This is a genomic window from Nonomuraea sp. JJY05 (assembly GCF_043496855.1).
Lineage (GTDB): Bacteria > Actinomycetota > Actinomycetes > Streptosporangiales > Streptosporangiaceae > Nonomuraea.
Genome location: NZ_JBIEIS010000062.1, coordinates 40,968 through 67,051, shown reverse-complemented (window position 1 = coordinate 67,051; position 26,084 = coordinate 40,968). Strand labels below are relative to the sequence as shown.

General features: G+C 71.9%; 27 protein-coding genes and 2 pseudogenes. 18 read left to right on the top strand and 11 right to left on the bottom strand.

Annotated elements, in window-relative coordinates; genetic code table 11:
• From ACFKCF_RS55300 to ACFKCF_RS55290, 3 genes and pseudogenes are all read left to right on the top strand, one after another.
• Positions 1-148: aldehyde dehydrogenase family protein (locus ACFKCF_RS55300; RefSeq protein WP_394504704.1), on the top strand; the 148-nt coding region annotated here is incomplete at its 5' end.
• A 179-nt stretch (positions 149-327) separates the two neighbouring features.
• Positions 328-1,173, top strand: a complete 846-nt coding sequence (locus ACFKCF_RS55295) for an aldehyde dehydrogenase family protein (RefSeq protein ID WP_394504700.1) — start codon at positions 328-330, stop codon at positions 1,171-1,173.
• Positions 1,174-1,187: 14 nt separating this feature from the next.
• A pseudogene (locus ACFKCF_RS55290) lies at positions 1,188-1,346 on the top strand (transcriptional regulator); the annotation flags it as partial.
• A 129-nt stretch (positions 1,347-1,475) separates the two neighbouring features.
• Here ACFKCF_RS55290 and ACFKCF_RS55285 read toward each other — a convergent pair.
• Together ACFKCF_RS55285 and ACFKCF_RS55280 are read right to left on the bottom strand one after the other, a co-directional pair.
• Positions 1,476-1,934 (bottom strand): annotated as a pseudogene (locus tag ACFKCF_RS55285) (MFS transporter); the annotation flags it as partial.
• 130 nt (positions 1,935-2,064) lie between these two features.
• Positions 2,065-3,507 carry an amidase gene (locus ACFKCF_RS55280; RefSeq protein WP_394504698.1) on the bottom strand — a complete coding sequence of 481 codons (1,443 nt, stop codon included), beginning with the start codon at positions 3,505-3,507 and terminating at the stop codon, positions 2,065-2,067.
• A 47-nt stretch (positions 3,508-3,554) separates the two neighbouring features.
• Between ACFKCF_RS55280 and ACFKCF_RS55275 the strand changes: the two genes are divergently transcribed.
• Complete coding sequence (locus tag ACFKCF_RS55275; RefSeq protein ID WP_394504696.1) at positions 3,555-4,748, top strand: pyridoxal-phosphate dependent enzyme; 1,194 nt, start codon at positions 3,555-3,557, stop codon at positions 4,746-4,748.
• Between the two features lie 12 nt (positions 4,749-4,760).
• Here ACFKCF_RS55275 and hrpB read toward each other — a convergent pair whose 3' ends face one another.
• Together hrpB and ACFKCF_RS55265 are read right to left on the bottom strand one after the other, a co-directional pair.
• Positions 4,761-7,166, bottom strand: a complete 2,406-nt coding sequence (gene hrpB / locus ACFKCF_RS55270; protein WP_394504694.1) for an ATP-dependent helicase HrpB — start codon at positions 7,164-7,166, stop codon at positions 4,761-4,763.
• Entirely contained in the window at positions 7,166-7,504 is a 339-nt protein-coding gene (locus ACFKCF_RS55265; protein WP_394504692.1) for an ArsR/SmtB family transcription factor, read from the bottom strand. The genes hrpB and ACFKCF_RS55265 overlap by 1 nt, the downstream gene beginning before the upstream one ends.
• Positions 7,505-7,561: 57 nt before the next feature.
• Between ACFKCF_RS55265 and ACFKCF_RS55260 the strand changes: the two genes are divergently transcribed.
• From ACFKCF_RS55260 to ACFKCF_RS55250, 3 genes are all read left to right on the top strand, one after another.
• A complete protein-coding gene (locus tag ACFKCF_RS55260; protein WP_394504690.1) occupies positions 7,562-8,740 on the top strand; it encodes an MFS transporter in 1,179 nt (392 codons plus the stop codon).
• 25 nt (positions 8,741-8,765) lie between these two features.
• On the top strand, positions 8,766-9,143 hold the full coding sequence (locus ACFKCF_RS55255; protein ID WP_394504688.1) for a hypothetical protein: 378 nt from the start codon (positions 8,766-8,768) through the stop codon (positions 9,141-9,143).
• An 80-nt stretch (positions 9,144-9,223) separates the two neighbouring features.
• Positions 9,224-9,898, top strand: coding sequence for a hypothetical protein (locus ACFKCF_RS55250; protein ID WP_394504686.1), 675 nt, complete (start codon positions 9,224-9,226; stop codon positions 9,896-9,898).
• Here ACFKCF_RS55250 and ACFKCF_RS55245 read toward each other — a convergent pair.
• Together ACFKCF_RS55245 and ACFKCF_RS55240 are read right to left on the bottom strand one after the other, a co-directional pair.
• The gene (locus tag ACFKCF_RS55245; protein ID WP_394504684.1) at positions 9,890-10,720 is read right to left on the bottom strand and encodes an undecaprenyl-diphosphate phosphatase; all 831 of its coding nucleotides are present in this window, start codon (positions 10,718-10,720) and stop codon (positions 9,890-9,892) included. The genes ACFKCF_RS55250 and ACFKCF_RS55245 overlap by 9 nt on opposite strands.
• 135 nt (positions 10,721-10,855) lie before the next feature.
• The gene (locus tag ACFKCF_RS55240) at positions 10,856-11,659 is read right to left on the bottom strand and encodes an NmrA family transcriptional regulator (protein WP_394504683.1); all 804 of its coding nucleotides are present in this window, start codon (positions 11,657-11,659) and stop codon (positions 10,856-10,858) included.
• Positions 11,660-11,734: 75 nt separating this feature from the next.
• Between ACFKCF_RS55240 and ACFKCF_RS55235 the strand changes: the two genes are divergently transcribed.
• The 4 genes from ACFKCF_RS55235 (at position 11,735) to lipB (ending at position 14,171) form a co-directional block, all read left to right on the top strand.
• Positions 11,735-12,652 (top strand): AraC family transcriptional regulator, encoded by a 918-nt coding sequence (locus ACFKCF_RS55235; RefSeq protein WP_394504682.1) that lies wholly within the window; start codon positions 11,735-11,737, stop codon positions 12,650-12,652.
• Entirely contained in the window at positions 12,649-13,155 is a 507-nt protein-coding gene (locus ACFKCF_RS55230; protein ID WP_394504680.1) for an HAD domain-containing protein, read from the top strand. The genes ACFKCF_RS55235 and ACFKCF_RS55230 overlap by 4 nt, the downstream gene beginning before the upstream one ends.
• Positions 13,156-13,217: 62 nt before the next feature.
• Complete coding sequence (locus ACFKCF_RS55225) at positions 13,218-13,412, top strand: PspC domain-containing protein (protein WP_357752737.1); 195 nt, start codon at positions 13,218-13,220, stop codon at positions 13,410-13,412.
• A 123-nt stretch (positions 13,413-13,535) separates the two neighbouring features.
• Positions 13,536-14,171, top strand: a complete 636-nt coding sequence (gene lipB / locus ACFKCF_RS55220; RefSeq protein WP_394504678.1) for a lipoyl(octanoyl) transferase LipB — start codon at positions 13,536-13,538, stop codon at positions 14,169-14,171.
• 40 nt (positions 14,172-14,211) lie between these two features.
• Here lipB and ACFKCF_RS55215 read toward each other — a convergent pair whose 3' ends face one another.
• Both ACFKCF_RS55215 and ACFKCF_RS55210 read right to left on the bottom strand, forming a co-directional pair.
• Positions 14,212-15,741 carry an amino acid permease gene (locus ACFKCF_RS55215; RefSeq protein WP_394504677.1) on the bottom strand — a complete coding sequence of 510 codons (1,530 nt, stop codon included), beginning with the start codon at positions 15,739-15,741 and terminating at the stop codon, positions 14,212-14,214.
• A gap of 98 nt (positions 15,742-15,839) precedes the next feature.
• Complete coding sequence (locus ACFKCF_RS55210; RefSeq protein ID WP_394504676.1) at positions 15,840-16,754, bottom strand: zinc-binding dehydrogenase; 915 nt, start codon at positions 16,752-16,754, stop codon at positions 15,840-15,842.
• Positions 16,755-16,853: 99 nt separating this feature from the next.
• On the opposite strand from ACFKCF_RS55210, the gene ACFKCF_RS55205 reads away from it, so the two are divergent.
• Positions 16,854-17,444, top strand: a complete 591-nt coding sequence (locus ACFKCF_RS55205) for a TetR/AcrR family transcriptional regulator (protein WP_394504674.1) — start codon at positions 16,854-16,856, stop codon at positions 17,442-17,444.
• Here the strand turns inward: ACFKCF_RS55205 and ACFKCF_RS55200 are convergent.
• Positions 17,422-17,967, bottom strand: a complete 546-nt coding sequence (locus tag ACFKCF_RS55200) for a type 1 glutamine amidotransferase domain-containing protein (RefSeq protein WP_394504671.1) — start codon at positions 17,965-17,967, stop codon at positions 17,422-17,424. The two genes, ACFKCF_RS55205 and ACFKCF_RS55200, sit on opposite strands and share 23 nt — an antisense overlap.
• Positions 17,968-18,085: 118 nt before the next feature.
• Between ACFKCF_RS55200 and ACFKCF_RS55195 the strand changes: the two genes are divergently transcribed.
• The 6 genes from ACFKCF_RS55195 (at position 18,086) to ACFKCF_RS55170 (ending at position 24,252) form a co-directional block, all read left to right on the top strand.
• Positions 18,086-18,349 (top strand): heavy-metal-associated domain-containing protein, encoded by a 264-nt coding sequence (locus tag ACFKCF_RS55195; RefSeq protein ID WP_394504669.1) that lies wholly within the window; start codon positions 18,086-18,088, stop codon positions 18,347-18,349.
• 186 nt (positions 18,350-18,535) lie between these two features.
• On the top strand, positions 18,536-20,350 hold the full coding sequence (locus tag ACFKCF_RS55190) for an ABC transporter substrate-binding protein (protein WP_394504667.1): 1,815 nt from the start codon (positions 18,536-18,538) through the stop codon (positions 20,348-20,350).
• Positions 20,347-21,399 carry an ABC transporter permease gene (locus ACFKCF_RS55185; protein ID WP_394504666.1) on the top strand — a complete coding sequence of 351 codons (1,053 nt, stop codon included), beginning with the start codon at positions 20,347-20,349 and terminating at the stop codon, positions 21,397-21,399. Before ACFKCF_RS55190 ends, ACFKCF_RS55185 begins: the two co-directional genes overlap by 4 nt.
• A complete protein-coding gene (locus tag ACFKCF_RS55180; RefSeq protein WP_394504664.1) occupies positions 21,396-22,277 on the top strand; it encodes an ABC transporter permease in 882 nt (293 codons plus the stop codon). The genes ACFKCF_RS55185 and ACFKCF_RS55180 overlap by 4 nt, the downstream gene beginning before the upstream one ends.
• The gene (locus ACFKCF_RS55175; RefSeq protein WP_394504662.1) at positions 22,274-23,248 is read left to right on the top strand and encodes an ABC transporter ATP-binding protein; all 975 of its coding nucleotides are present in this window, start codon (positions 22,274-22,276) and stop codon (positions 23,246-23,248) included. The genes ACFKCF_RS55180 and ACFKCF_RS55175 overlap by 4 nt, the downstream gene beginning before the upstream one ends.
• Positions 23,245-24,252 carry an ABC transporter ATP-binding protein gene (locus ACFKCF_RS55170; RefSeq protein WP_394504660.1) on the top strand — a complete coding sequence of 336 codons (1,008 nt, stop codon included), beginning with the start codon at positions 23,245-23,247 and terminating at the stop codon, positions 24,250-24,252. The genes ACFKCF_RS55175 and ACFKCF_RS55170 overlap by 4 nt, the downstream gene beginning before the upstream one ends.
• Before the next feature lie 13 nt (positions 24,253-24,265).
• Here the strand turns inward: ACFKCF_RS55170 and ACFKCF_RS55165 are convergent, their stop codons facing one another.
• Both ACFKCF_RS55165 and ACFKCF_RS55160 read right to left on the bottom strand, forming a co-directional pair.
• A complete protein-coding gene (locus ACFKCF_RS55165; RefSeq protein WP_394504658.1) occupies positions 24,266-24,913 on the bottom strand; it encodes a response regulator in 648 nt (215 codons plus the stop codon).
• Positions 24,910-26,022, bottom strand: a complete 1,113-nt coding sequence (locus ACFKCF_RS55160; RefSeq protein WP_394504655.1) for a sensor histidine kinase — start codon at positions 26,020-26,022, stop codon at positions 24,910-24,912. Before ACFKCF_RS55160 ends, ACFKCF_RS55165 begins: the two co-directional genes overlap by 4 nt.
• Positions 26,023-26,084: the final 62 nt, after the last annotated feature.

The following is a 26,084-nucleotide window of genomic DNA, read 5'->3' as shown; positions in this document are numbered from 1 at the left end:
GTGGATGGCCGACAAACTACGGGCCGGGGTCGTCTGGGCCAACACCTTCAACAAGTTCGACCCCGCCTCGCCCTTCGGCGGCTACAAGGAGTCGGGCTACGGCCGCGAGGGCGGTCTGCACGGATTGGAGGCCTACCTTGACGTGTGAGCATCGCCGTCCCCGCCGTGCCAGGCGGCGGGCACAGGCCACCAGGGATCACGCCTTCGCCAGGGCCGGAAGGCCCGTACGCACCGGCTGGTACGCCCACCGCTGCGGCGTGAGCCGGTGCGGCCAGGTCTTCGTGCCGGTCCAGATGTCGCAGGAGTCCACGTGGAGAGGGCGGGGCGATGAGTAGGTTGTCCGTCAGAAAGACCTACAAGCTGTTCATCGGAGGGGCGTTCCCGCGCTCCGAGAGTGGGAGGTCCTACCCGGTGACCTCGGCCAAGGGCGAATTCCTCGCCAACGCGTCCCGCGCCTCGCGCAAGGACGCCCGCGACGCCGTGGTGGCCGCCCGCAAGGCGTTCCCCGGCTGGTCGGGCGCCACCGCCTACAACCGGGGGCAGATCCTCTACCGGGTCGCCGAGATGCTGGAGGGGCGGCGCGCGCAGTTCGCCGAGGAGCTCGGCGGCGGCAAGAAGGCGGCGCTGGAACAGGTGGACGCCGCGATCGATCGGCTCGTCTGGTACGCGGGGTGGTCCGACAAGATCGCCGCCGTGCACGGCACGGCCAACCCGGTCGCGGGCCCGTACTTCAACCTGTCCTCGCCCGAGCCGACCGGCGTGGTGGCCGTGGTCGCGCCCGCCGATCCGCTGCTCGGCCTGGTGTCGGTGGTCGCGCCCGTGATCGTGATCGGCAACACGTGCGTCGTCGTGGCGTCCGAGCGGGCGCCGCTGGCGTCGATCACGCTGGCGGAGGTCCTGGCCACGTCCGACCTGCCCGGGGGTGTGGTGAACGTCCTCACCGGCCACCAGACCGAGCTGGCGCCCTGGCTGGCGGCGCACATGGACGTCAACGGACTCGACCTGACCGGGGTCGAGGACGCCGACCTGGCGCTGAGCTGCGAGCAGGCGGCGGCGGAAAACCTCAAGCGCGTCCTGCGCCCCTCCCGGCAGGACTGGACGGCCGACCCGGGGACCGGCCGGATGACGCGGTTCCTGGAGACCAAGACCGTCTGGCATCCGGTCGGGGCCTGAACACGGCGAGCTCGATGAGTCTCGGTGAGTTCCTCCGGGCCCGGCGCGCCCGGCTCAAGCCGCAGGACGTGGGGCTCGGGCCGGGGGTGCGGCACCGGCGCGTGGCGGGGCTGCGCCGGGAGGAGCTGGCGCCGCTGGCGGGCCTGAGCGTCGGCTACTACACCCGGCTGGAGCCCGTAGACCAGGGCGAAGAGCCCGCCGCTCGCCAGCACGGCCCCCGGCACGTCCAGCCGGACGGCGCTCCTGCCGGAGTCGCCGGGGAGCACGGTGAACGCGCCCACCAGCACGACCACGCCGATCCCCACCAGGATGAGCATGGTCCAGCGCCAGCTCAGCCCGCTGGTGACCAGGCCGCCGCCGATGGTCCCGGCCACGAAGCCGAGCGAGAGCAGCGCCCCGTTGACGCCCATGGCCCTCGTGCGCTTCGGGCCCTCGGCGAAGGCCGTGGTCATGAGGGCCAGCGCGGTCGGGCCGATCATGGCCGCCGCCACGCCCTGCCCGGCCCTGGCGCCGACCAGCACCCCGGGCACCGGAGCCAGGGCCGCGAGCAGCGAGAACCCGGTGAACGCCGTCACGCCGATCCCGAACAGCCTGCGCCGCCCCACCACGTCCGACACCCGCCCGAACAGCGGCATCAACGCGGCCGTCGGCAGCAGGCAGGCCGTCACCACCCACTGCAGGTCGCCCCGCGTGGCGAAACCCAGCTCCCGGCCGAGCTCGGGGAGTGCGACCGTGATGATCGAATAATCCAGACCTGTCATGAACGTCGCGCCGCACAGCGTGACGAGCACGAGCCATTCACGTGTGTTCATGCGGACCAGGCTGCGGCACGGCCCGCATGCCTGCCAGCGCCCCGCTGGAGGTACACCTGCCAGGTGCACCCTCAGCGGCTCAGAACGCGAAGCCGGGCGGCCTGACCGGGGGATGGGCGGCCTGGAGCTGGGCGGCCAGGCCGAGGAGGTGGGGTTCGCCGCCGGGTGGGGCGACGATCTGGACGCCGATGGGCAGCGCGGTGGAGTGTGTGGCCAGGGGGACCGCGATGGCGGGCCAGCCGCACATGTTCCAGGGGCTGGTGGCGGGGGCGTACCTGATGTTGGTCAGCGCGTTGCGGACGAAGCCGCGCTCGCCCCAGCGCTCGGCCTTCGGCGGGACGGCGGCCAGGGCGGGCGTGATCAGCACGTCGGCGTCCCCGAACCACTGGTCGGCCCCGTAGCCGCTCCAGCGCTCCCGGCCGCGCACGCCGTCGAGCTTGAGCGCGCCGAGCACCCGTCCCGCACGGGCGAGCCCGCGGGTGCGGCGTTCGAGCCGGCGCCGGTCCAGGCCATCGGCCGACGCGGCGGCCCTGACGAGCCAGGTGGCGATCGTGGCGGGGCCGAGCCAGGCGGGCAGCCTCTGGCGGTGCTCGACCACCGTGTGCCCGGCCTGGCGCAGCGTCTCAGCCGCCCCGCGCACCGCGGCCTGGAACTCCTTGTCCATGGGCAGGCCGACGGGAAGCGGCTGGGGCGCGTACGCCACCCGCAGATCGAACGGCTCGGGGCCGTCCTGGGGCGGCTGCGGCTCCCAGATCTCGTCGTCGTCCGCCCAGACCGAGCGCAGCATGGGCGGCCGCGGCTCGACCCGCCGGCCGCCGCGCCAGGACTCGGCGAGCGCCGGGTCGGCGGCCAGCACGGACAGCGCCAGCGCCAGGTCGGACGCGGTTGTCGCCAGGGGGCCGTTCTCCGTCAGCCCGTCCCAATGGTCGGTCGGCGGGGGCACGAGCCCGCTGCCGGGCTTGACGGCCAGCACGCCGCAGCAGGCGGCCGGGATGCGCAGCGAGCCCATGCCGTCGTTGCCCAGCGCCAACGGCACCATGCCCGCCGCCACCGCCGCGGCGCTGCCCGACGACGATCCGCCGGCCGTTCTGGCGGGGTTCCAGGGGTTGCGCACGATGCCGTACGCGCTGTCGCCGAGCGCGACGAGGCCCAGCTCGGGCAGGTTCGTCAGGCCGACGACCACCGCGCCCGCGGCCCGCAGGCGCGCCACCGTCACGTGGTCCTCCGGCGCGGGCGCGTCCGCCGTGACCGCGGACCCGCCGCGGGTGGCCTCGCCCGCGACCTCCAGGTTGTCCTTCACCGCCACCGGCACGCCGGCCAGCGGCAGCTCGGCCAGGTCGCGCCGTTTCTGTACGGCCTGCGCCTCCTCCACGGCCTGCTCTCTGATCCGCCGGAACGCCCCTACTTTGGAATCCCGCTCCGAGATGGCGTGAAGGTGCTCCTCGACGACGGTCGTGGCCGTGACGTCCCCACGCCGGACGGCCGTCGCGATCTCGATAGCGGACCTGCCTGCCCACAACATGACTAGAGTCTGCATCCTGGCCGCGCGGCTCGATAGGGTCGATCCGCGTGAACGGACCCTCTCTTGCCCTGCGCCAGCGCTCGCTGGGTGACCCCGCGACCGAGTTCCCGCTGTTCCCGCCCTTGACACGGGGTTGTCCCAGGACCAGCACCGACGAGATCGCCTATCCGCTGGAGATCACCTACGACTACGGGCGGGTGGATCCGCGCCTGTTCGAGCAGGAGCCGGGCACGGACCTCGCGCGCTGGTCGCCGCTGCTGCCGCCGCTGGAGGCGCCCACGCTGGGAGAGGGCGGGACGCCGCTGGTGGAGTTCGACGGGATCCACGTCAAGGACGAGTCCCGCAACCCGACCTGGTCGCACAAGGACCGCCTCAACCGGGTCGCGGTCAGCGCCGCGGTCGCCTCGGGCGCGCCCGGCGTGGTCGTGGCCTCCTCCGGCAACCACGGGGCCTCGGCCGCCGCCTACGCCGCCCGGGCCGGGCTGCCCGCCATCGTGCTGACCTCGGCGGATTCGCCGCCCGCCGTGCAGGCGTTCGTGCGCGCGTACGGGGCCAAGGTCGTCTCCGTGCCCGCCGAGAAGCGCTGGCCGCTGCTGCGCGAGGTCGTCGACCGGCTCGGCTACCACCCGGTCAGCAACCAGACCGTGACGCACACCGGGCACCCGTTCGGGCCCGAGGGCTACAAGACGATCGCCTACGAGCTGTTCCTGCAGCTCGGAGGCGTGCCCGCGGCCGTCTTCACCCCCACCGGCTACGCCGAGCTGCTCTACGGGATGTGGAAGGGGTTCGTGGAGCTGCGGCTGCTGGGGCTGGCCGACGCCGTCCCGCGGATGTTCTCCTGCGAGACGGCGGCCGGCGGGCCCCACGCGCGGGCGCTGGCCACCGGCGCTCCCGCCGCGATCGTCGAGCTCCGCGACCTGGGGGCCAGCGACGCGTACGGCATCGCCGGGTCGGTCGGCGGGCACCGCGGGGTGGTGGCCGTGCGCGACAGCGGCGGCGAGGCCCTGCTCGTGACCGACGAGGAACTGCGGGCGGCGCAGCGGGACCTGGCCGGGCAGGGGCTGTGGCAGGAGCTGTCGGGCGCGGCGGGGCTCGCGGGATACCGGAAGCTACGGCGGGACTTCGACGGGCCCGTCGTGTGCGTGGCGACGTCGAGCGGGTTCAAGGACGTGGGCGTGGGGGCCGAGCGCTTCCCGGTCCTGGAGAACCCGACCCTGGAAGATCTTGCTCCGGACGCGTAGCGGGCCAGAGCGTCATGCTCGCCTCTCCTTGGCGCGGCGGGTGGGAGGCGCGGTCAGCGGGTCCTCCGGCCAGGGGTGCCTGGGGTAGCGGCCGCGGAGCTCCGCGCGTACCGAACGGTAGCCCTCACGCCAGAACGACGCCAGGTCCGCGGTGACGGCCACCGGCCGGCCCGCCGGGGAGAGCAGGTGCACCAGGACGGGCACGCCGGAGATCTCGGGCGTCTCCTGCAGGCCGAACAGCTCCTGCAGCTTCACCGCCAGCACCGGCCGGGCGCCCGAGTAGTCGACGCGGATGTGGGAGCCGCTGGGCACCTCGATGCGTTCGGGGGCCGCCCGCTCCAGGCGCTCGCTCCAGGGGATCAGGCGTTTCAGCGCCGCGGCCACGTCTATGCGCTCCAGGTCGGCCCGGCGGCGGGCCCTGGACAGCTCGGGCTCCAGCCACTGTTCGGCCAGGTCGATGAGCGCGTCCGTCGAGGGCCAGGGGGCGCCGATGGCGCGGTGGCAGAAGGCCAGGCGATCCCGCAGCTCCCTGGCCTGCTTCGTCCAGGTCAGGACGTCGGGCTCCGTGCGCAGACCGTACAGGACGGCCTCTCGGACGTCGGCGTTCTTGAGCGGGGCGGCGGACAGCTCGATCGCGCCCAGGCGCTCGACCCGGCGGGCGAGCACGTCGCCGCGGCGCTCGCCCGGAGGGACGTGCCAGGCGATCTCGTCCTGGGTGGTGGTGGGGTGCGCCAGCCTGGCGGTCTCCTCGTCGATCTCCACGGCCTGCCTGATGCGGGCCGACGCCGAGCCCGGCTGCCGGTCGGCGACCGCGATGGCCAGCCACTCGGCCGTGTGCAGCCTGGACCCCTCCGGGAGCTGGGCCCGCGTGCCGGAGGCCATGAGGTAGCCGCCGCCCCGCCGGCGCGCCACCCGCTCGGGGAACGCCAGCGCCACCGCCGTCCCGGCCAGCGCCACCGCCGTCCCGGCCGGCGCGTCGGCGGGCAGGTCCGGGCGGCCCGTGCCGGCGCTCCGCCGCAGGCGCTTGGTCTCCTGGCGCCAGCGGGCGGCGAAGCCGGTGCCGCCCCGGCGGGCCGCGCGCCAGACCTCCACCAGGTCGTCGCCGGCGTCGCGCGGCAGCTGCTCCGACAGCAGGGCCACCACCTCGGCCGCGCTCGGGCCGAGGTCGAGCAGGGCCCTGGCCAGGCGGGGGTGCACGCCCGCGAGCGCCATCCGGCGCCCGCGCTCCGTCACCCGCGCGGCCGGGTCGAGCGCGCCCAGCGCCTCCAGGGTGCGCGTGGCGGCGGACATCGCGGCGGGCGGCGGCGGGTCCAGCAGGGCCAGGCCCGCCGCGTCGGGCGCGCCCCAGCAGGCCGCCTGCAACGCGAACCCCGTCAGGTCGGCGAGCGCGATCTCCGGCCGCGCGTGGTCGGCGAGGCGGTCGTGGTCGGCCGCCGACCAGCAGCGGTAGACCGTGCCCCGCTCCTCGCGCCCGGCCCGGCCCGCGCGCTGGCCGGCCGACGCCTTCGAGACCCTGACCGTGGTGAGGGAGCCCAGGCCGCGGGCGTGGTCGGTACGGGGCTCGCGGGCCAGGCCGGAGTCGACCACCACCCGGACGCCGGGCACGGTCAGGCTCGACTCGGCGACCGACGTGGCCAGCACCACCCTGCGGGCCGGGCCCGGCGCGAGCACGGCGTCCTGGACGTGGGCCGGGGCCTGGCCGTGCACCTGGAGCACCGCCACGCCGTCCAGCATCCCGGCGACCCTGGCGATCTCGGCCACGCCGGGCAGGAAGCACAGCACGTCGCCGTCCCGCTCCGCCAGCGCCCTGCGCACCACCGAGGCCACGTGGGACAGGAGCGCGGGGTCGACGCGGAGGCCGTGCGGCGGGGCGACGGGGCGGGCCGGCGGCGCCCACACCGTTTCGACGGGGTAGGCGGCGCCGGTGGCCGCGACGATCGGGCCGCCGATCAGCCGGGACCACGGCTCGGCGTCGGCGGTCGCCGACGTGGCCAGCAGGCGCAGGTCGGGCCGGAGCGTGTCGCGTACGTCGAGGAGGAACGCCAGGGAGGTGTCCGCGTCCAGGTGCCGCTCGTGGCACTCGTCGAGCACGACCGCGTCCACCCCGGCCAGCTCCTGGTCCCGCTGGAGGCGCTGGAGCAGGACGCCGGTGGTGACGACCTCGACCATCGGGTTGGCGCCCGTGTGGCGCTCGCCCCTGATCGTGTAGCTCACGCCCATCCGCCTGGCCGCCGCGCGCACGGCCAGCCGCCGCGGCTCGGCGACCAGCACCCGCATGCCCGCCTCGGCCAGGGCCGGCGGCACGACCGTCGTCTTGCCCGTGCCGGGCGGGGCCGTGAGCACCGCGCTGCCGTGCCGGTCGAGCGCGGCGAGCAGCTCGGGCAGGACGTGCCGGATGGGCAGCGAGTCGTGGCGCATCAGCGCTGGGCGGGGACGTCGGCGTTCGGGATCCCGGCCGCTGAGAGGACCGAGTCGAGCAGGCCGGGGAAGCGGGACTCGAGGTCGTCGCGGCGCAGGCTCATGAACTTCAGCCGCCCCTCCTGCTTGGTGATGACCACGCCCGACTCGCGCAGCGTCCGGTAGTGGTGCGAGGCCGTCGACTTGTGCACGCCCAGGTCGTCGCCCGCCTCGCCGCAGCTCATCACGCCGCCCAGGGCGAGCCGGACGACGATCTCCAGGCGGACGGGGTCGGACAGCGCCCGCAGGACCTCTGTGAGCTGGATGTCCTCCGTCGCCGGGTGAGGTAGCAGGCGCATGGTCAAACCCTACCTTCGTTTTATTGTTTGACAACAATCCAACTATAAGTCAGTTTGATGCATGTCCAACTTTTGCCTGGAGGCTCCATGACTTCGCGGCTCTACCCGCTTGCTGTCGGAAATTTCGCCATTGGTACGGGTATGTTTGTGACCGCCGGGCTCCTACCGCCCATCTCCAAGGACCTGGGGATCTCGTCCTCGGCGGCGGGGCAGCTCATGACCGTCTTCGCGCTGGCGTACGCGGTGCTGTCGCCCGTTCTCGCCGCCATGACCGCCCGCCTGTCGCGCAGGACCGTGCTGCTGGTGGCCCTCGGCGTGTTCGTGCTGGGCAACGTCCTGACCGCGCTGGCTCCGACGTACCCGCTGGTCATGGCCACCCGGGTGGTCGCGGCGGCGGGGGCGGCGATGTTCACGCCGACAGCGTCGGGCGTGGCGAACGCGCTGACCGAGCCCGAGCGGCGCGGCCGCGCGCTCGCGCTGGTGATGGGCGGGTTGACGGTCGCCACCGCGATCGGCGTGCCCCTGGGCACCTGGCTGGGCTCAGTCGCGGGCTGGCGGTCCACGCTCTGGATGGTGACGGGCCTGGCTGTGGTCGGGTTCGCCTTGGTCGCGACGGTGGTGCCGCCCGTCAGGATCCCGACGTCGGGGCGGCTGCGGGAGCGTCTCGCGCCGCTGGGCGACCGGCAGGTGCTGGCGGTGCTGGTGACGCAGCTGCTGCTGTTCGCGGCGGGGTTCACCGCGTACACCTACATCGGGTCGCTGATCGACCTGCCGCTGCCCGCCGTGCTATGGGCGTGGGGGATCGGCGGCATCGTGGGCAACCAGCTCGGCGGGCGCTTCACCGACCTGTACGGGCCGCGCAGGATGGTGCTGCTCGCCCTGAGCGCGAGCACCTTGTTCCTGGCCCTCATCCCCGTCGCGAACCTGGCCCTGCCCGTCGCCCTGGTGTGGGCGTTCCTGTGGGGCGCGCTCGGCTGGCTGGTGGCCCCCGCCCAGCAGTTCAGGACCGTCTCCGTGGTGCCCGGCAACGTGCCGATCGGCCTGGGGCTGCTGTCGTCCGCCCAGTACGTGGGGCTGTTCCTGGCCGGGCTGGCCGGCGGCGCGACGCTCGACTGGTACGGAAGGACGGGCGTGATCGTGCTGGCCACCGCGTTCGGGCTGGTGGCGCTGGTGTTCACGCTGGCCACCTACCGTCCGGCGGCGCTCTCCCCGAAGGAGGGCGTGTCCGTCGGGTAGCGCGCCGTCGGCCAGAATGGTGATCGTGTCCGAAGACGTCGACCCCCGGAACGAGCCCGCCCCCTTCGGAGCCGTGGTGCTCCTGACGGCCGCCTCGGCGGTGGTGGTCATGGGGCTCAGCGCGTTCCTGTCCCAACCGCCCGGCCTGAAGTTCCTCCTGTTCGGCCCGATCGCCCTCGTGGCGTTCGAGGTGGTCGTCCACGAGGTGTGGTGGCAGCGCTGGTGGGGCGCGATCCCCGGGACGGTGGCGGGCCTGGCGCTCTACTTCGAGGGCCGCGCCGCGCTGAGCGACCTCGTCGGCGACACCTGGGCCCACCCCGTCGCGTACGTCGCCGCCTGGACCCTCTTCGCCGCCGTCTTCGCCCTCTGCAGCCGCTACCCCCGGACCCTCCGCCCGACGTGATCTTCTCCACCGCGTAGGGGACGCCGGGTCGGTCCGCAGGCGGACGACGGGCGGCAGGCGCGGCGCCTACCGTCGGCGGCATGTTGAACGACCAGGTGACCTTTCGGCGCATCGCGGCGGGCGTACTGCTCATCGTGGCCCCGCTGCTCCAGGCCGTCGCCGTCGTCGTCGATCCCGGCACCTGGGGCGACGACCGGGAGGCGGTCAGTTACGGCGCGAACCCCGCGCTGGCCCAGACCGAGTCCGCGCTCTACCACTGGAGCTGGATGCTCATGGCCGTGGCCGCGTTCGGCCTGGCCCACCTCACCCGGCGCAAGGCCACGCGGCTCGGCCACGTGGCGGCGGGGATGACGGTGATCGGCTACCTTTCGACGTCCGCCCTCCTGATGACGGACCCCGTGGAGTGGTGGCTGGGGCAGCACCACTCGCCGGAGGAGGCGCAGCGGATCCTCGACGAGATGCTGAACCTGCCCGGGGTCGTCATCGGTTTCCAGATGCCGTGGATCTTCTTCGCCGTCCTCGGCCTGCCGTTGCTGACCGCGGCCGTGTGGCGGGCGGGCTTCGTCGGCTGGTGGGTGCCGCTGCTCGTCCTCGTCGGCTACGTCGCCTCGTTCCCCGTCCCGTACGGGCCCCTGACCGTGGTGTTCTGGATCCTGCCCGTCGTCGCCCTGGGCTGGACCGGGTTGAAGATCCTGCGCATGGGCGACGAGGCGTGGGCGGCGTACTATCCGGCTCCGGCCCTCGTGTCAGCCTAGGGCCGGGATCCAGCCCGCGGTGACCGCGAGGATGAGGAAGAAGCCCAGGATGATCCGGTAGATCACGAAGCCGGTGAAGCGGTGGGTGCTGATGTAACGCAGGAACCAGGCCACGGCCAGATATCCGACGACGAACGAGATCACCGTGGCCAGGATCGTCGGCCCCCACTCGGGGGCCGGGCCCTCGCCGATCTCGCGCAGCTCGTAGACGCCCGAGCCCAGCACGGCGGGGATGGCCAGCAGGAACGAGTATTTGGCGGCGTCCTCGCGGCGGTAGTCGAGCAGCAGGCCCGCGGTCGTGGTGCCGCCCGAGCGGGACACGCCCGGGATCAGGGCGAGCGCCTGGGCGAAGCCGTACACGATGGCGTGGGCGAAGCTGAGGTGCTTCTCCAGCGTGAGCTTGTTGCGGGCGGTGCGGTCGGCGAACCAGAGGAGGAGGGCGAAGACGATCAGCGTGGTGCCCACCAGGCGCAGGTCGCGGAAGACGGTCTCGATCTGGTCCTTGAACGTCACGCCGAGCACCACGATCGGCAGCGAGCCGACGATGATGTACCAGCCCATGCGGGCGGCCCAGTGGCCGCGCAGGTGCTTGTTGAACAGGGATCTGGTCCAGACGGAGATGATCTCCCAGATCTCCTTGCGGAAGTAGATCAGCACGGCCAGCTCGGTGCCGATCTGGATGACGGCGGTGAACGCCGCGCCTGGGTCCTGCCAGCCGGCGATGGCGGAGACCACCCGGATGTGGGCGCTGGAGGAGATCGGCAGGAACTCCGTGAGCCCCTGGACCAACCCCAGAACCACCGCTTCTAGCCAGCCGATCACGACGACAACCTTCCGAGAACGCGGGAGTGACGAGGGTGAGGCTAGCGGATGCCGGGGCCGGTGAGTTGCTCGCGCGGCGTACAGAGTACCGGCCGGCCCCAGGGAGCACCGTTGAGCCTCACACCCCGTGCGACCTCACGGGCGCTGCCACATCGCGGCGGCGGCCTCGGCGTAGTCGGTGAAGTCGCGGGCCGGGCGGCCGAGCGCCTCCCGCACGCCGTCCGTCACGGAGGCGTTGCGGCCGTCCAGGATGCCGGTGAACAGCGCGGCCAGACCCTCGGCCTCCTCCTGGGGCACGCCGTTCTTGACGGCCGCGGTCACGTACTCCTCCGGTGTCACCCGCACGAGCGAGATCTCCCTGCCGGTGGCCCGGGACAGCTCCTCGGCCGCCTGCGCGAACGTCAGCAGCCGCGGCCCGGTGAGCTCGTAGAGCCTGCCCGCGTGGCCGTCCCGGCTGAGCGCGGCGGCGGCCACGTCCGCGATGTCGTTCACGTCCACGAACGGCTCGGGCACGTCGGCGACCGGCAGCGCGATGGCGCCTTCGAGCACCTGGTCGTAGAAGAAGCCCTCGCTGAAGTTCTGCATGAACCAGCTGCAGCGGACGATCGTCCACTCGGCCCCGGACTCCCGCACGGTCCGCTCGCTGGCCTCCGCCTCCGGCTCGCCCCGCCCGGACAGCAGGACCAGCCGCCGCACGCCGCCGCTCACGGCCAGGTCCGTGAACGCCTTGACGTCCTCGTACGCGCCGGGGAAGGCCAGATCGGGCACGTAGGCGAGATAGACGGCCGTCACGCCGTCGAGGGCCTTCGGCCACGTGGAGCGGTCCTGCCAGTCGAAGAGGGGGCGGGACCCGATCCGCACGGGCAGGCCGAGAGCGTTGAGGCGGTCGACCACACGGCGGCCGGTCTTGCCCGTGCCGCTCAGAACCAGAATCGTCATATATCTAGTAAGCCGCCATACCCATAAGACTCTCCATGGTTGAGAAGCGCAATGGCATATGCGATCGTCTAACCCATGGACCAGCTGGCGGCGCTACTGGACGGCCCGCGCGCTCGTGGCGCCTTCCTGCTCCGCTCGATCCTGGATCCACCCTGGTCGATGCGCATCCAGGATGAAGCCCCGCTGTCGCTGATCGCGCAGGTGCGCGGGGAGTCGTGGATCGCGTTCGACTCGGGCGAGCCCGTGCGCCTGTCGCCGGGGGAGGTCGCGATCGCCCGGGGGCCGGAGCCGTACACGGTGGCCTCGGAGCCCGGCCTCGCGCCGCAGGTCGTCATCCTCCCCGGCCAGGAGTGCAGCACGATCGACGGCGAGTCGCCCTACGACACCATGTCCATGGGCGTGCGCACGTGGGGCAACGACCCGTCGGGGGGCACCGTGCTGCTCACCGGCACCTACAACCTGGAGGGCGAGGTCAGCCGGCGGCTGCTGGACGCGCTGCCGCAGCTGCTCACCCAGCCGGGAGACCCGATCAGCTCGCTGCTCGGCGCCGAGATCGTCAAGGACGAGCCGGGCCAGGAGGCGGTCCTCGACCGGCTGCTCGACCTGCTGCTCATCGCGGTGCTGCGCTCGTGGTTCGCCACCCACACGAACGAGGCGCCCGGCTGGTACCGCGCGATGGGCGACCCGGTGGTGGGCCGGGCCATGCGCCTGCTGCAGAACAATCCGGCCCACCCGTGGACGGTCGCCGCGCTGGCCGCCGAGGTGGGCGTGTCCAGGGCGTCGCTGGCCAGGCGCTTCACCGAGCTCGTCGGCGAGCCGCCGATGTCCTTCCTCACGGACTGGCGCCTGGCGCTGGCCGCCGACCTGCTGCGGGAGCCGAACGCGACGATCGGCTCGGTGGCCAGGAAGGTCGGGTACGGGAGCCCGTTCGCGCTCAGCGCGGCCTTCAAGCGGGTACGGGGCGTCAGCCCGCAGGAGTACCGGGCCGGATGAAACCACTGCTGCTGCTGGACGTGGACGGCGTGCTCAACCCGATGGGCCGGCCCACTCCGGACTTCCGTCGTTACCGGTGCACGATCGACAGCGAGGTCTACACCGTGCACCTCAACCCGCGCCACGGCCGCAGGCTCCTCGACCTGGCCCTGGCGACCGGCTCCGAGCTGGTCTGGGCGACGACCTGGGAGCAGCACGCCAACGAATGGATCGCTCCCAGGATCGGCCTGCCCTCGCTGCCCGTCATCCCCCTGAACCCGGACGTGGTCTCGGAGCGCGGGGAGATGTTCAAGACCCCGCACGTGGCCCGGTACGTCGGCCGGCGGCCGTTCGTCTGGTTCGACGACCAGGTGTGGGCGGAGGACGAGGAGTATCTCAGGGTGCATCAGGGTCTGGCTGATTTCCTGCTCGTCCACGTGGACCCGGCACGGGGACTGACCAGCCGTCATCTGGGCATGGCACATGAATGGCTGACCCTCACAGGGTTTTCTCAGGGTTCCTGACGGGAGTCCGTCGGCCTGGCTGCCCGTTGAACAGGTAGGTCGTCACAAACGGAGGAAACATCATGTACCGCTCACGAGAGCACAGGATTCTGGCCGGCGTCTGCGGCGGTCTCGCCGACAAGATGGGCCTGCCGCCCACTCTCGTCCGGATCCTGTGGCTGCTGCTTTCCCTCATCCCCGGGCCGCTGTGGGTCGTCTACGTCGCCATGTGGATCCTCGTCCCGGAGGAGCCGAAGGGTTACCGCTCGGCGGCGTGACGTCCGGGGCAGGCGGCGGCGGTCCGCCCGCCACGGACGGGCGGACGGCCTGCTCGGGTCGATCGCCGACGGTACGCCCCCGCCGCGTGCGTCGATGCCCGGGATGCGGCTTATCCTCGAAGGATGAGGGCAAGGCCGCTGACACTCATCCAGGACGATCTCGTCGACTACGACGCCGCGATGGAGCGCATGACCGACCTCGTCGGGCAGCGCCAGCGGGACGAGCGGCCGGACACGCTGTGGCTGCTCAGCCACCCGTCGGTCTACACGATCGGGCGCCGTACGCCGATGTCCCACCTGCCCGCCCCCGATCGGGGCATCCCCGTCATGGAGACGGGGCGCGGCGGCCAGCTCACCTATCACGGGCCGGGCCAGCTCGTCGGCTACCTGATCGTCAAGCTCGCCGAGGACCAGGGCATCGTCGACTACGTGCGCGAGGTGGAGCTGCGGCTGGTGGAGGCGCTGGGCAAGCTGGGCCTGCCCGCCGAACGCCGTGACACGCCGCCGGGCTCGGAGCTGCTGACGGGCGTCTGGACCACCGAGACCGGCCGCAAGATCATCTCGATCGGGATGCGGCAGAGCCGGGGCGTCACGAGCCACGGGTTCGCGCTCAACGTGGACGGCGACCTGGAGCCGTGGAACTGGGCGGTCGCCTGCGGGATGCCCGACGTGGACATGACCTCGCTCAAGCGCGAGCTGGGCACGGCCACGATGGACGAGGTCCGCACGGTCGTGGCCGCCGCCTTCGAAGCCTCCTGAGCGGCGGGTACGGCCGCGCCGGCCGTACCCGCGTGCCGGGTCAGGAGATCGGGACCTCGTCGACCGTGCGGCGGGGGCCGGTGAACCAGTGCTTGGCCGACAGCGTCCACCACAGGGCGATGCCGATCAGCACCACCCCGACCGCGATCGGGGCGTAGTTGACCGAGGTCCAGGTGAAGGTCTTGTCGCCGGGGACCCCGGCCGGCGAGATCGGCAGGATGAAGTAGATCGAGACGATGACGATCTCGACGCAGGCGATCCAGCAGAGGACCTTGTACTTGCGGCCGAGCGTCCACGGGCCCGGCTTGAAGGCGTCGCCCGCGCGGAGCCGGAGCCAGATCGGGATGAGGAAGGCCAGGTAGAGGCCGACGACCGCGATCGACACGACGGCCAGGAACGCGACCGGCGTGGTCAGCCCGGGAGGCGCGTAGAGGGCGGGCAGGGTGATCAGGGCGGCGACGACGCAGCCTCCGATGATCGCGTTGACCGGGGTGCGGTTGCGGTCCACCTTCGACCACAGCCGCCAGCCGGGCACGCCGCGGTCGCGGGAGAAGGCGTACGTCATGCGCGACATCGAGGTCACGCAGCTCATCCCGCAGAAGAACTGGCCGATCGTGGAGATCGCGAACACCGCCGTGGCCAGCGGGGCGGAGAGCGCGGTCTCGAAGATGGCGCCGACGAAGCCGCCTTGCTTGTTGATCTCGTCGACGTTCGTGGCCGCGAACAGGAACGACAGCAGCAGGATCCAGCCGCCGATCGCCGAGTAGAAGATCGACTGCCACAGCCCGCGCGCGGCGGTCCTGGCCGCGCCCTGAGTCTCCTCCGACACGTGCGCGCAGGCGTCGAAGCCGGTGATCGTGTACTGGGTGAGCAGGAAGCCGAGCGGCAGCACGTAGAACCAGAACGGCAGCCCGTCGGAGCCGGAGCCGAAGCCGGAGTTGTTGTTCGTGCCGCCGAAGACGAAGCCGAGCGACTGGTGATGGTCGGGCGCGAAGATCAGGATCCCGACCACGATCGCGGCGCCCGCGACGTGCCACCAGACCGAGACGTTCTGCAGCAGCGAGATGAGCTTGTGGCTGTAGATGTTGATCAGCGCGTGGGCCACGAGGATGATCACGAACAGCAGGAACGCCTGTGACAGCGTGGCTTCCCACGCGCCGTCGGTGAGCAGCTTGATCGTGGTGTTGAGGAACGTGGCGCAGCCGTAGTCGACCGACGCGGTGACGGCGATGAGGCCGATCAGGTTGAGCCAGCCGGTGAACCAGCCGTGGATCGGCTTGCCCAGCGTGGCGGCCCACCAGTAGATGCCGCCCGCCGTCGGGTACGCCGACACCAGCTCCGACATGCAGAAACCGATGATCAGGATGAACGCGGAGATCAGCGGCCAGCCCCAGGAGATGGCGATCGGGCCGCCATAGTTCCAGGCCTGTCCGAAGGTGGTGAAGCAGCCGGCGAGGATGGAGATGATCGAGAAGGAGATGGCGAAGTTGGAGAAACCGCTCCAGGTGCGGGCCAGCTCCTGCTTGTAGCCGAGCTCGGCGAGTCGCCTGGAATCCTCTTCAGTGGTCATTGAGGTCTCCCTGGGGGGCGCGGAGGACGCTCCATTTGGACTACATCTAGACCATTTCCTTCGTCAGGACAAGGCGTTACAGATGGGTTTCGGGCTCGTCAGGGTGTTCGGCCAACCCGCAGGACGATCTTCCCGGTGACGGAACCGCCGAGCTGGGCGGCCTTCGCGCCATCCAGGTCCTCCCACGAGCCGGCCAGGCCGATTTCGAGGAAAAGGTCGCCCGCGGCCACGAGGTCGAGCAGGTGGGCGAGGTCGTCGGCGGGGGCCGTCACGTCGCCGAAGGAGTTGAGCGACCTGGCCGGGCCCAGGGAGAAGGTCGAGTTCGGGGGGAAGACGGCGGGCTGCCCGGAGGCCCACCCGACGCTCTGGAGGTTGCCGCCGGGCTTCAGCAGGGCCCAGGCGGCGACGAGCGCCGGACCGCCGACCGTCTCGATCACGACGTCGACCGGTTCGACGCCGTCCAGGCCCACCGCGATCTCGACGGGAGCGTCGAGGCCGGCCGCGAGTCGCGCCGCCCGTTCCGGCCTGCTGACGGAGGCGATGACGTGGGCGCCCGCGCGCCCGGCCAACTGCACGGCCAGCCGGCCCACGGCCCCCGACGCCCCGGTCACCAGGACGCGCGAACCGGCGGCGGGTCCGGCGGCCCGCAGGGAACGCAGTGCCGTGAGGCCGGCCATCGGGAGCGCGGCGGCCCGTACGAGGTCCACCCCGTCGGGCACCACCGCGATCGAGCCGGTGTCGAACGCCGCCCGCTCGGCCCACGCGCCCGCCCCGAACGCCGCCACCCTCGCCCCCTCGCGCGGTCCCGTGCCGTCCTCGGCGGCGCGCAGGACGACCCCGGCGGCGTCGTAGCCGAGCACGGTGCCCTCCGGCAGGCGGCCCATGTGCCGCAGGTCGCTGAAGTTGACGGACGCGTGGCGGACCTCGACGAGCGCCTGCCCGGGCCCCGGCGAGGGCTCGGGCACCTCCGCGAAGCGTCCCTCGGCTCCTGGGCCCACGACCAAAGCGCGCATGCTCATCCTCCCTGACATCAGGATGCGGACTGTTGGTCCGCTTCGATGGCAGGGATAGTATGAGGACCGACGGTCCGCTTGCAAGGGGAGGTAAGGCCGGTGCGCTCAGACGCGACCCGTAATCGGGAGGCGATCCTGCGGGCCACGGAGGAGCTGCTCGCCGCCCACGGCGCCGAGCACATCTCCCTCGACCGGGTGGCCGCGGCGGCGGGGGTCGGGAAGGGCACGCTGTTCCGCCGCTTCGGCAGCCGTACCGGGCTGTTCCAGGAGCTGCTCGCCGAGCGCGCCGCCGCGCTGGCGCTGGCCATCGAGACCCCCGGCTCCGCGCTCGGGCCCGGCGCGCCGCCCGTGGACCGGCTGCTGGCCTTCCTGGACGAGCTGTCCGAGCTGGCCGAGCGGAACCTGGCGCTCTTCGCCGCGCACGAGCGGGCCTGCGCCGAGGACAAGTACCGCGATCCGACCTACCTGCGCTGGCACGCGCACGTGACCGCCCTGGTCGCCGAGGCCCGGTCGGTAGGCGACGGCGGCCTGGACGCGGAGTTCGCCGCCCACGCGCTGCTGGGCTCCTTCGACGCCGACCTGGCCCGGCACGTCATGGCGGACGGCGGGGTGGCGCGGCTCAAGTCCGCGGTCAGGGGCCTGGCCGAGACCCTGCTCCAGAGTGCGGCTACTCCGCGAACGCGTCGGTAGCGGCCTGGCAGAAGGCCTTGAGGTCGTCCGGTTTGCGGCTGCTGACCAGGGTGTTCGGCCCTGCCTCGCAGATCACGACCTCCTGGTCCGTCCAGGTCGCCCCCGCGTTGCGCAGGTCGGTCTGCAGGCTCGGCCAGGACGTGACGGTACGGCCGCGCACGACGTCCGCCTCGATCAGCGTCCAGGGCGCGTGGCAGATGGCGGCCACGGGCTTGCCCAGGTCGAAGAAGGCGCGGGCGAACCGGACGGCCTGCGGGTCCATCCGCAGGAAGTCGGGGTTCGCGACGCCGCCGGGGAGCACGAGACCGTCGAACGCGGCCGGGTCGGCGTCCTCCACCGTGGCGTCCACGGCGAACCGGTCGCCCTTGTCCAGGTGGTGGAACGCCTGGATCTGGCCCTGCTTGGTGGAGACCAGCTTGGGCGTGCCGCCCGCCTGCTTGACCGCCTTCCACGGCTCCGTGAGCTCCACCTGCTCCACTCCCTCGGGCGCGACGAGGAACGCGATGGTCTTGCCGTCCAACATGTGACCTCCCTTGGGTTGAGTGCTTCCCTTCTCCCCTTTCCGGGCGTGCCCGTAGTATGCACCTTTACCCCTAGGGGGTATAGTGGCGGCCACGGATCAAGGAGTGAAGGAGCGAGGCATGACCGTCGCGACGTACCAGGTTGAGGGCATGACGTGCGGCCACTGCGTGAGCGCCGTGACCCAGGAGGTCGGCAAGGTCGCGGGCGTGAGCGGGGTCCAGGTGGACCTGGCGGCCAAGGCCGTGACCGTCACGAGCGAGGCGCCGATCGACCGCGCGTTGATCGACGCGGCGGTGGTGGAGGCCGGCTACGAGCCGGCCGGCGAGATCGAGCTGCTGCCGCAGGCGGGGGGTTCGTGCTGCGGCTCCGGCGGCTGCCGCTGACCGCCCCGTAGGATGCCTCATCGTCCCCCTGGGGGTGCCGCATCACGGCAGCCCCAAGGGGACTGAAAATTTACACCGCGAAAGGAAACGAGAATGAAACAATTTTCCGCAGCGCGTTGACACGCGGACTCCCTATGGTGTGCCTTTCTCTACACAGGAAAACCCCCGCCTGAAGGTGAGGCACATATGAGGAAATGGATCGCGCGCCTGGCAGCGCTCGGTGTCGCGCTGTTAGTGGCGGGTCAGGGCGCGACAGCGGCCCATGCCCAGGAGCCCGCGGCGGGGAAGAAGACACTGCGCGTCGGGGCCACGCAGTCGATGGACTCGATGAACCCGTTCCTGGCGGTCCGCCTGGTCTCGACGTCGATCCATCGCTGGATGTACGGCTTCCTCACGGTGCCGGACTCCAAGACGCTGCAGCCCAGCGCGGACCTCGCCGAGTCGTGGACCACGTCGCCCGACGGGCTCACGTGGGTGTTCAAGATCCGTGCGGCCAAGTGGTCGGACGGCAAGCCGATCACGGCCGATGACGCGGCCTGGACGTTCAACAAGATCATGACGGACGAGGCCGCCAAGACGGCCAACGGCCCGGCGGTCGAGAACTTCGAGAGCGTCACCGCCAGCGGCCAGGACCTGACGATCAAGCTCAAGTCGCCGCAGGCGTCCATGCTGGACAACCCGATCCCGATCATGCCCAAGCATGTCTGGGAGTCGGTCACCGACATGGCCAACTACGACGCCGAGAAGTACCCGACCGTCACCAGCGGCCCGTACATCGCGATCGAGCACAAGAAGGACCAGTACGTCAAGCTGCAGGCCAACCCCAACTACTGGCGGGGCAAGCCCAAGATCGACGAGCTGCAGGTCATCTTCTACGACAACCCGCAGGCCGCCGTCGCCGGCCTCAAGAACGGCGACATCGACCTGCTCGGCCGCATGGCCCCGGCCGAGTTCGAGGCCATCCAGAACGACGCGAACATCGAGGCGTGGAACACCCAGGGCCGCCGCGCGGCGTACCTGCAGATCAACCACGGCGCCACCACCACCGACAACAAGCCCGTCGGTGACGGCCACCCGGCCCTGAAGGACGTCAAGGTCCGCCAGGCGCTGCACTACGCCATCGACAAGCAGAAGCTGGTCGCCGAGGTCCAGAACGGCCTGGCCAAGCCCGCCGACGGCTCGATCGTGCCGCCGATGTACAAGGACTTCTTCTGGGAGGCCACGGGCGACGCGAAGGTCACCTACGACCCCGCCAAGGCCAACAAGATCCTCGACGACGCCGGCTACAAGAAGGGCTCCGACGGCGTCCGCACGATGCCCGACGGCAAGCGCAAGCTGGAGCTGCGCTTCAGCATCCACACCGACACCCCGGTCGAGGACAAGCTCGCCGAGTACCTGACGGGCTTCTTCAAGGAGATCGGCATCACGCTGACCACCAAGAAGCTCGACTCCAGCAAGTTCACCGAGGAGACGGGCGTCACCGGTCTCTTCGACATCGCGATCAGCGGCTGGTCGGTCAACCCCGACCCCGAGGAGGTCCTGGCCACGCACCTGTGCAGCCGCAGGCCGGCCCCGGGCGGCGAGGGCGGCGGCACCGAGTCGTTCTTCTGCGACGAGACCTTCGAGAAGCTCTACCAGGAGCAGCTGAAGGAGCTCGACCGGCCCAAGCGCGCCGAGACCATCAAGAAGATGGAGGAGCGGCTCTACACCGAGGCCCCGGTCATCGCGATCTACTACCCGAACGACCTCGAGGGCTACCGCAAGGACCGGATCACCAGCATCACCCCGATCCCTGAGGACAAGGGCCTCCTGTACGGCGGCAGCGGCTACTGGCCGTTCTACACCGTGGACGTCAAGGCCGCGGCGGCGAGCGGCGGCAGCAGCGGCGGCGGCTCCAACACCGGCCTCATCGCCGGCATCGTGGGCGGCGTCGTGGTCATCGGACTGGCGGGCTTCCTCCTGAGCAGGCGGCGTAAGAGCGTCGCCGACGAGCGCGAATGACCACTCCGCTAGAAGCAGCAGAGCCCGCCGTCCAGGCGGCGGGCCCTGGTGACGAGCGCTCCACCCACCGCGGCACGCTGCAGTACGCGCTGTCCAAGGCCGGTGGGGCGCTGTTCAGCATCGCCATGGTGATCGTCGGGACGTTCTTCGTCTTCCGGCTGCTGCCCGGCGACCCGGTGCGCAACCTGGCGCAGGGCCGCAACATGACGCCGGAGCAGCTCAACCTCGAACGCCACCGGCTCGGCCTGGACAAGCCGGTGCTCCAGCAGTTCTTCGACTTCGTGGGCAACACCCTCAGGCTCGACCTGGGCACCTCCTACGAGTACAAGCGCCCGGTCCTGGACCTGATCGGCGAGCGCATCGGCCCGACGCTGCTCCTCGCGGGCACGGGTCTGGTCATCGCCGTCAGCCTCGGGATCTGGCAGGGCACGCGGTCCGGATGGCGGCCGGGCACCAAGTTCGACCGCTTCTCCACCAGCGTGTCGCTGGTGCTCTGGTCGGTGCCCACGTTCTGGCTGGGGCTGCTGCTGATGATGGTGCTCGGCGTCGGCATCGGGCCCATTCCCGGGCTCTTCCCGTTCAGGGGCATCGAGAGCGTCGACGCCCCGGACGGCTTCGCGTACGTGCTGGACGTGGCCTCGCACATGGTCCTGCCGTGCCTGACCCTGGTGGGCGTGGTCTACGCCCAGTACCTGCTGATCATGCGCTCGTCGCTGCTCGAGGAGGTCAACCAGGACTACGTGACCGTGGCCAGGGCCAAGGGGCTCCGGGACGACGAGGTCCGGCGGCGCCACGCCGTGCCCAACGCGCTGCTGCCCACGGTGACGCTGGTGTTCATGCGCATCGGCTTCGTGGTCGGCGGCGCGGTCACCGTGGAGACGATCTACACCTGGCCCGGCCTGGGACAGCTGTTCTACCGCGCGATCAAGGTGCCCGACTTCACCCTCATGCAAGGGACGTTCCTGCTGATCACCGTGGCCGTGATCCTCATGAACACGCTGGCGGACGTGGTCTACCACATGCTCGACCCGAGAGTGAGGTCGGCATGACCAGCGTCGCAGCCGCCCGCCGGCGGCTCGCCCTGAGCCGGTTCTGGACCGAGTTCCGCGCTCACAAGGCAGGCGTCGCCGGGATGGTGGTCCTGCTCGTCGCCGTGGTCCTCGCACTGATCGCGCCGGTGTTCATCGACGAGGGCGTGACCAGCGTCGTCGACGCCCCCGGGGACGAATTCGGCGCGCCGAGCCTGGACTTCCCCTTCGGGACCGACGAGTCCGGCCGCTCGATCCTGCTGATGCTCTGGTGGGGCTCGCGCACGTCGCTGCTCATCGGCTTCCTCGCCGCCCTGCTCAGCATCGTGATCGGCACGGTCATCGGCATCGCCGCGGGACACTTCCGCGGATGGGTGGGCGGCGCGCTCATGCGGGTCACGGACTGGTTCCTGGTGCTGCCCTCGCTGGTGACCGCGCTGGTGCTGGCGGCCATCCTCGGCGGCACCACGTTCACGGTGATCATGGCGATCGCGGTCACCTCCTGGCCGTCCACCGCCCGCCTGATCAGGGCGCAGACGCTCGCCGTCGAGGCCCGGCCGTACATCGAGCGGTCGAAGGCGCTCGGTGGCGGGCACTGGCACATCACCACCCGGCACGTGCTCCCCAACGTGGCGCCGCTGCTGCTGGCCAGCACCACGCTGGAGGTGGCCAGTGCGATCGTCACCGAGTCCACGCTGGCCTTCCTGGGCGCCAGCGCGAACAAGACGTCATGGGGGACCATGCTGCGCTCCTCCTACGACTACGGCGCGGCCACGCACGGCGCGTGGTGGTACATCCTCATCCCCGGTCTCGCCATCCTCGTCGTCGTCATGGCGTTCACCTTGGTCGGGCGGGCACTGGAGGCCGTGCTGAACCCGCGGCTCAGGAGGGCGGCGTGAGCTTGCTTGAACTTGACGATGTGTCGGTGACGTACCGCATCGCCTCGGGCGAGGTGCCCGCCGTACGCGGTGTGTCGCTGAAGCTCGACTCCGGAGCGGCACTCGGAGTCGCCGGCGAGTCGGGATCCGGCAAATCGACGCTGGCCATGGCGCTGTTGCGGCTTCTGCCCCGTGACGCGCGCGTCGAAGGCCGGATCCTGCTCGACGGCGAGGACATGCTCACCATGAAGTGGGGCCGCATGCGCGCCGTACGGTGGGCCGAGGCCTCGATCGTGTTCCAGGGCGCGCAGCACGGGCTCAACCCCGTGCGCAGGATCGGCGACCAGATCGCCGAGCCGCTGCTCGTCCACGGCCTGGCCAAGCCGGAGGCGGCCCGCAAGCGCGTGGCCGAGCTGCTCGAACAGGTCGGCCTGCCCACCTGGCGGGCCCGCAGCTACCCGCACGAGCTGTCCGGCGGGCAGCGGCAGCGCGTGATGATCGCGATGGCGCTGGCCTGCTCGCCCCGGCTGATCATCGCCGACGAGCCGACCACCGCGCTCGACGTGATGGTGCAGGCGCAGGTCCTGACGCTGATCAAGGAGCTGGTCGCCGAGCACGACATCTCGCTGATCATGATCTCGCACGACCTGTCGGTGCTGGCGGACGTGTGCGGCCAGCTCGCGGTCATGTACGCGGGCCGCGTCGTCGAGTACGGGCCCTCCGCCGAGGTGTTCCACGACGCCAAGCACCCCTACAGCCGGGCGCTGGCGGCGGCGTTCCCCACGGTGGGCGACCCGGCCTCGCGGCTGGCGCCGAAGGGCCTCGGGGGAGACCCGCCCGACCCGATGCAGCTCCCGGGCGGCTGCTCGTTCCACCCGCGCTGCCCGGTCGCGCTGGACGAATGCGCCACGCTGGACGTGGAGCTGTGGCCCGCGGGTGAGCGCCGTACCGCCGCTTGCGTGCACGTACGCGAGAAGGAGGGGGCCTCATGACCGAGACGCAGACCACCGCCGAGGCGGTCTCGACGGCCCGGCCGAGCCTGCTGGAGGCCCGCGACCTGCGCGTGGAGTTCCCCTCACGCGGCCGCCGCGCCAAGGCCGTGGACGGCGTGAACCTGGCCATCGGCGAGGGCGAGATCGTGGCCCTGGTCGGCGAGTCGGGCTGCGGCAAGACCACGCTGGCGCGCACGCTGCTCGGCCTCGAACGCCCCACCTCGGGCGAGGTCCGCTACGACGGCGCCGCCCTGGACTACGGCTCCAAGGCGCTCAAGGCGTACCGCAGGCAGGTGCAGCTCGTCCTGCAGGACCCGACCGGCTCGCTCAACCCCAGGCACACCGTGTACGAGGCGGTCGCCGAGGGGCCGCGCATCCACGGCCTGCCGGGCGAGCGGGAGATCGTGGCCGAGGCCCTGTCCAGGGCGGGACTGCGGCCGCCCGACCGGTTCTTCCTGCGCTACCCGCACGAGCTGTCCGGAGGGCAGCGGCAGCGCGTGGTGATCGCCGGGGCGCTGGCGCTGAACCCGAAGGTGCTGGTCGCCGACGAGCCGGTGGCCTCGCTGGACGCCTCCGTACGCGGTGAGATCCTGGCCCTGATGCTGCGGCTGCGCGACGAGCTGGGGCTGTCGGCGCTGGTCGTCACCCACGACCTGGGCCTGGCCTGGAACATCGCCGACCGGGTGGCGGTCATGTACCTGGGCAGGATCGTCGAGTCGGGGCCGGTGGAGCAGGTGCTGACCGCACCGCGGCACCCGTACACGCAGGCCCTGATGTCGGTGCTGCCGGAGTCTCCCGAACGGGTGGTGCTGACCGGCGAGCCGCCGGACCCGACCAGGATCCCCGGCGGGTGCCGCTTCCACGCCCGCTGCCAGGTGCTCGCCTCCGGGAAGGCGGCCGAGGCGGGGGTGGACGCCAGGTGCCGCTCGGAGCTGCTGGACATCCTGCCGGCCGTGCCCGAGGCGCAGGCGGCCTGCTACTACGCGGACACCGTCAGCGGTTGACCCAGGCCGGCGGTCAGGCCAGGCCGGCGTCGTGGACGAGGATGGCGGCCTGGACGCGGTTGGCCAGGCCCAGCTTGGCCAGCACGCGGCTGACGTGCGCCTTCACCGTCGCCTCCGTCAGGTGGAGCTCGCGGCCGATCTCGGCGTTGGACAGGCCGCGGGCGAGGGCTCTGATCACGTCCTCCTCCCGCCCGGTGAGCCGGTCGAGCTGCCTGCGCGCCACCTCGGCGCGGGACGGCACGCGGTTGGCGTAGGAGGCGATCAGGCGCTTGGTGACCGAGGGCGAGAGCATGGCCTGGCCGCCGGCGACCGTGCGGACGGCGGCGGCCAGCTCTCTCGGCGGGGTGTCCTTGAGCAGGAACCCGACCGCGCCCAGCCGCAGCGCCTCGTGCACGTACTCGTCCAGGTCGAACGTGGTCAGCATGATGAGCTTGGGCGCGTCCGGCTCCGACAGGAGCCGAGCGGCGGCGGTCAGGCCGTCCATGCCCGGCATGCGGACGTCCATCAGCACGACCTCGGGCCGCAGCCGCCGCACGGCGGAGACGGCCTCGGCGCCGTCGCGGGCCTCGCCGGCGATCGCGATGTCGCCCGCCGCCTCCAGGATCAGCCGCAGCCCCGAACGGACGAGCTCCTCGTCGTCCACCACGAGCACCCTGATCATGCCGGGATCCTGGCGCTCACGAGGAAGCCGCCGCCGTCCTGGGCACTGGTACGGAGCGTGCCGCCGAGCAGCTCCACCCGTTCCCGCAGCCCCACCAGGCCCCAGCCCGCGCCGGGCAGCTCCCCGGGCGGCGACCCCGGCGCCTGGTTGCGCACCTCCACCTCCAGCTCTTCGGGTCCGTAGCGGATGCGCACGTCCGTGACGGCGTCGCCCGCGTGCTTGTGCACGTTGGTGAGCGCCTCCTGGACCACCCGGTACGCGGTCCGCTCCACGGCCGGCTCGACCGGCCGCGCCTCGCCCTCGTCGTGCCTGGTCACCGCGATGCCCAGGGCGCGGGACTGGTCGAGCAGCCGGTCGAGGTCGCCCAGGGTGGGCGGCGGCCGCAACGCGCCGTCCTTTTCGGGAAAGCTTTCGGGGGTGCGCAGGACGCCCAGCACCTCGCGCAGGTTCGCCAGCGCCTCCCGCCCGATCCCGCCGATCAGGGCGGCGGCCCGCTCCGTCTCCTCGTCGGGCGCCCGCATCTCCAGCGCCCCCGCGTGCAGCACCATGAGCGAGACCCGGTGCGCCACCACGTCGTGCATCTCCCTGGCGATCCTGGCCCGCTCCTGCGCCCTGGCCTGCTCGGCCCGCATGACCTGCTCGTGCTCGCGGCGCTTCGCGCGCTCCCCGGCCGCGTCCCGTCGGGCGCGTACCAGGAGTCCAAGCGCCAGCGGCAGCCCCATCACGGCCAGCGCCAGGAACAGCGCGTTGCCCGTGGTGGCGGTCATCAGCTCGTACGGGCCGCTTCGTTGCGCGCCCACCAGCGCGGCGACCCCGCACCCGGCCAGGCAGCCGCCGAGGTAGGCGGCCAGGCGCCGCCCGCTCAGGGTCAGGCCCGCGAAGTAGGAGGCCACCAGCAGCGGCGGCCACATCACGAGCCACACGTAGCCGGCGGCGCCCACCGCGGCCAGCGGCCACCAGGACCGCCGCGCCTGCCAGGCGGCCAGGCCCGCGAGCGCGGCGACCCCGACGAGCACCGGGAGCGGCAGGTTCGACGGCACCCCGGCCTGCCCCATCACCACGAACAGCGAGGCCGCGAACACCCCTCCGCCGAGCAGCACGAACCGCATGCCTCACAGCGTATGGGCCGCCCGCAAAGGGACATTACGACGAAAGTAGTAAGAGCCGATCG

Bases quoted from the DNA above. Each gene is read 5' to 3' on its own strand.
- ACFKCF_RS55265 (WP_394504692.1), bottom strand. From the start codon at position 7,504: ATGCGCCTGCTACCTCACCCGGCGACGGAGGACATCCAGCTCACAGAG.
- ACFKCF_RS55180 (WP_394504664.1), top strand. From the start codon at position 21,396: ATGACCAGCGTCGCAGCCGCCCGCCGGCGGCTCGCCCTGAGCCGGTTC.
- ACFKCF_RS55225 (WP_357752737.1), top strand. From the start codon at position 13,218: ATGTACCGCTCACGAGAGCACAGGATTCTGGCCGGCGTCTGCGGCGGT.
- lipB (WP_394504678.1), top strand. From the start codon at position 13,536: ATGAGGGCAAGGCCGCTGACACTCATCCAGGACGATCTCGTCGACTAC.
- ACFKCF_RS55170 (WP_394504660.1), top strand. From the start codon at position 23,245: ATGACCGAGACGCAGACCACCGCCGAGGCGGTCTCGACGGCCCGGCCG.
- ACFKCF_RS55210 (WP_394504676.1), bottom strand. From the start codon at position 16,754: ATGCGCGCTTTGGTCGTGGGCCCAGGAGCCGAGGGACGCTTCGCGGAG.
- ACFKCF_RS55295 (WP_394504700.1), top strand. From the start codon at position 328: ATGAGTAGGTTGTCCGTCAGAAAGACCTACAAGCTGTTCATCGGAGGG.
- ACFKCF_RS55280 (WP_394504698.1), bottom strand. From the start codon at position 3,507: ATGTTGTGGGCAGGCAGGTCCGCTATCGAGATCGCGACGGCCGTCCGG.
- ACFKCF_RS55165 (WP_394504658.1), bottom strand. From the start codon at position 24,913: ATGATCAGGGTGCTCGTGGTGGACGACGAGGAGCTCGTCCGTTCGGGG.
- ACFKCF_RS55160 (WP_394504655.1), bottom strand. From the start codon at position 26,022: ATGCGGTTCGTGCTGCTCGGCGGAGGGGTGTTCGCGGCCTCGCTGTTC.
- ACFKCF_RS55230 (WP_394504680.1), top strand. From the start codon at position 12,649: ATGAAACCACTGCTGCTGCTGGACGTGGACGGCGTGCTCAACCCGATG.
- ACFKCF_RS55235 (WP_394504682.1), top strand. From the start codon at position 11,735: ATGGACCAGCTGGCGGCGCTACTGGACGGCCCGCGCGCTCGTGGCGCC.
- ACFKCF_RS55185 (WP_394504666.1), top strand. From the start codon at position 20,347: ATGACCACTCCGCTAGAAGCAGCAGAGCCCGCCGTCCAGGCGGCGGGC.
- ACFKCF_RS55260 (WP_394504690.1), top strand. From the start codon at position 7,562: ATGCATGTCCAACTTTTGCCTGGAGGCTCCATGACTTCGCGGCTCTAC.
- ACFKCF_RS55200 (WP_394504671.1), bottom strand. From the start codon at position 17,967: ATGTTGGACGGCAAGACCATCGCGTTCCTCGTCGCGCCCGAGGGAGTG.
- ACFKCF_RS55240 (WP_394504683.1), bottom strand. From the start codon at position 11,659: ATGACGATTCTGGTTCTGAGCGGCACGGGCAAGACCGGCCGCCGTGTG.
- ACFKCF_RS55190 (WP_394504667.1), top strand. From the start codon at position 18,536: ATGAGGAAATGGATCGCGCGCCTGGCAGCGCTCGGTGTCGCGCTGTTA.
- ACFKCF_RS55215 (WP_394504677.1), bottom strand. From the start codon at position 15,741: ATGACCACTGAAGAGGATTCCAGGCGACTCGCCGAGCTCGGCTACAAG.
- ACFKCF_RS55250 (WP_394504686.1), top strand. From the start codon at position 9,224: ATGTTGAACGACCAGGTGACCTTTCGGCGCATCGCGGCGGGCGTACTG.
- ACFKCF_RS55195 (WP_394504669.1), top strand. From the start codon at position 18,086: ATGACCGTCGCGACGTACCAGGTTGAGGGCATGACGTGCGGCCACTGC.
- hrpB (WP_394504694.1), bottom strand. From the start codon at position 7,166: ATGCGCCACGACTCGCTGCCCATCCGGCACGTCCTGCCCGAGCTGCTC.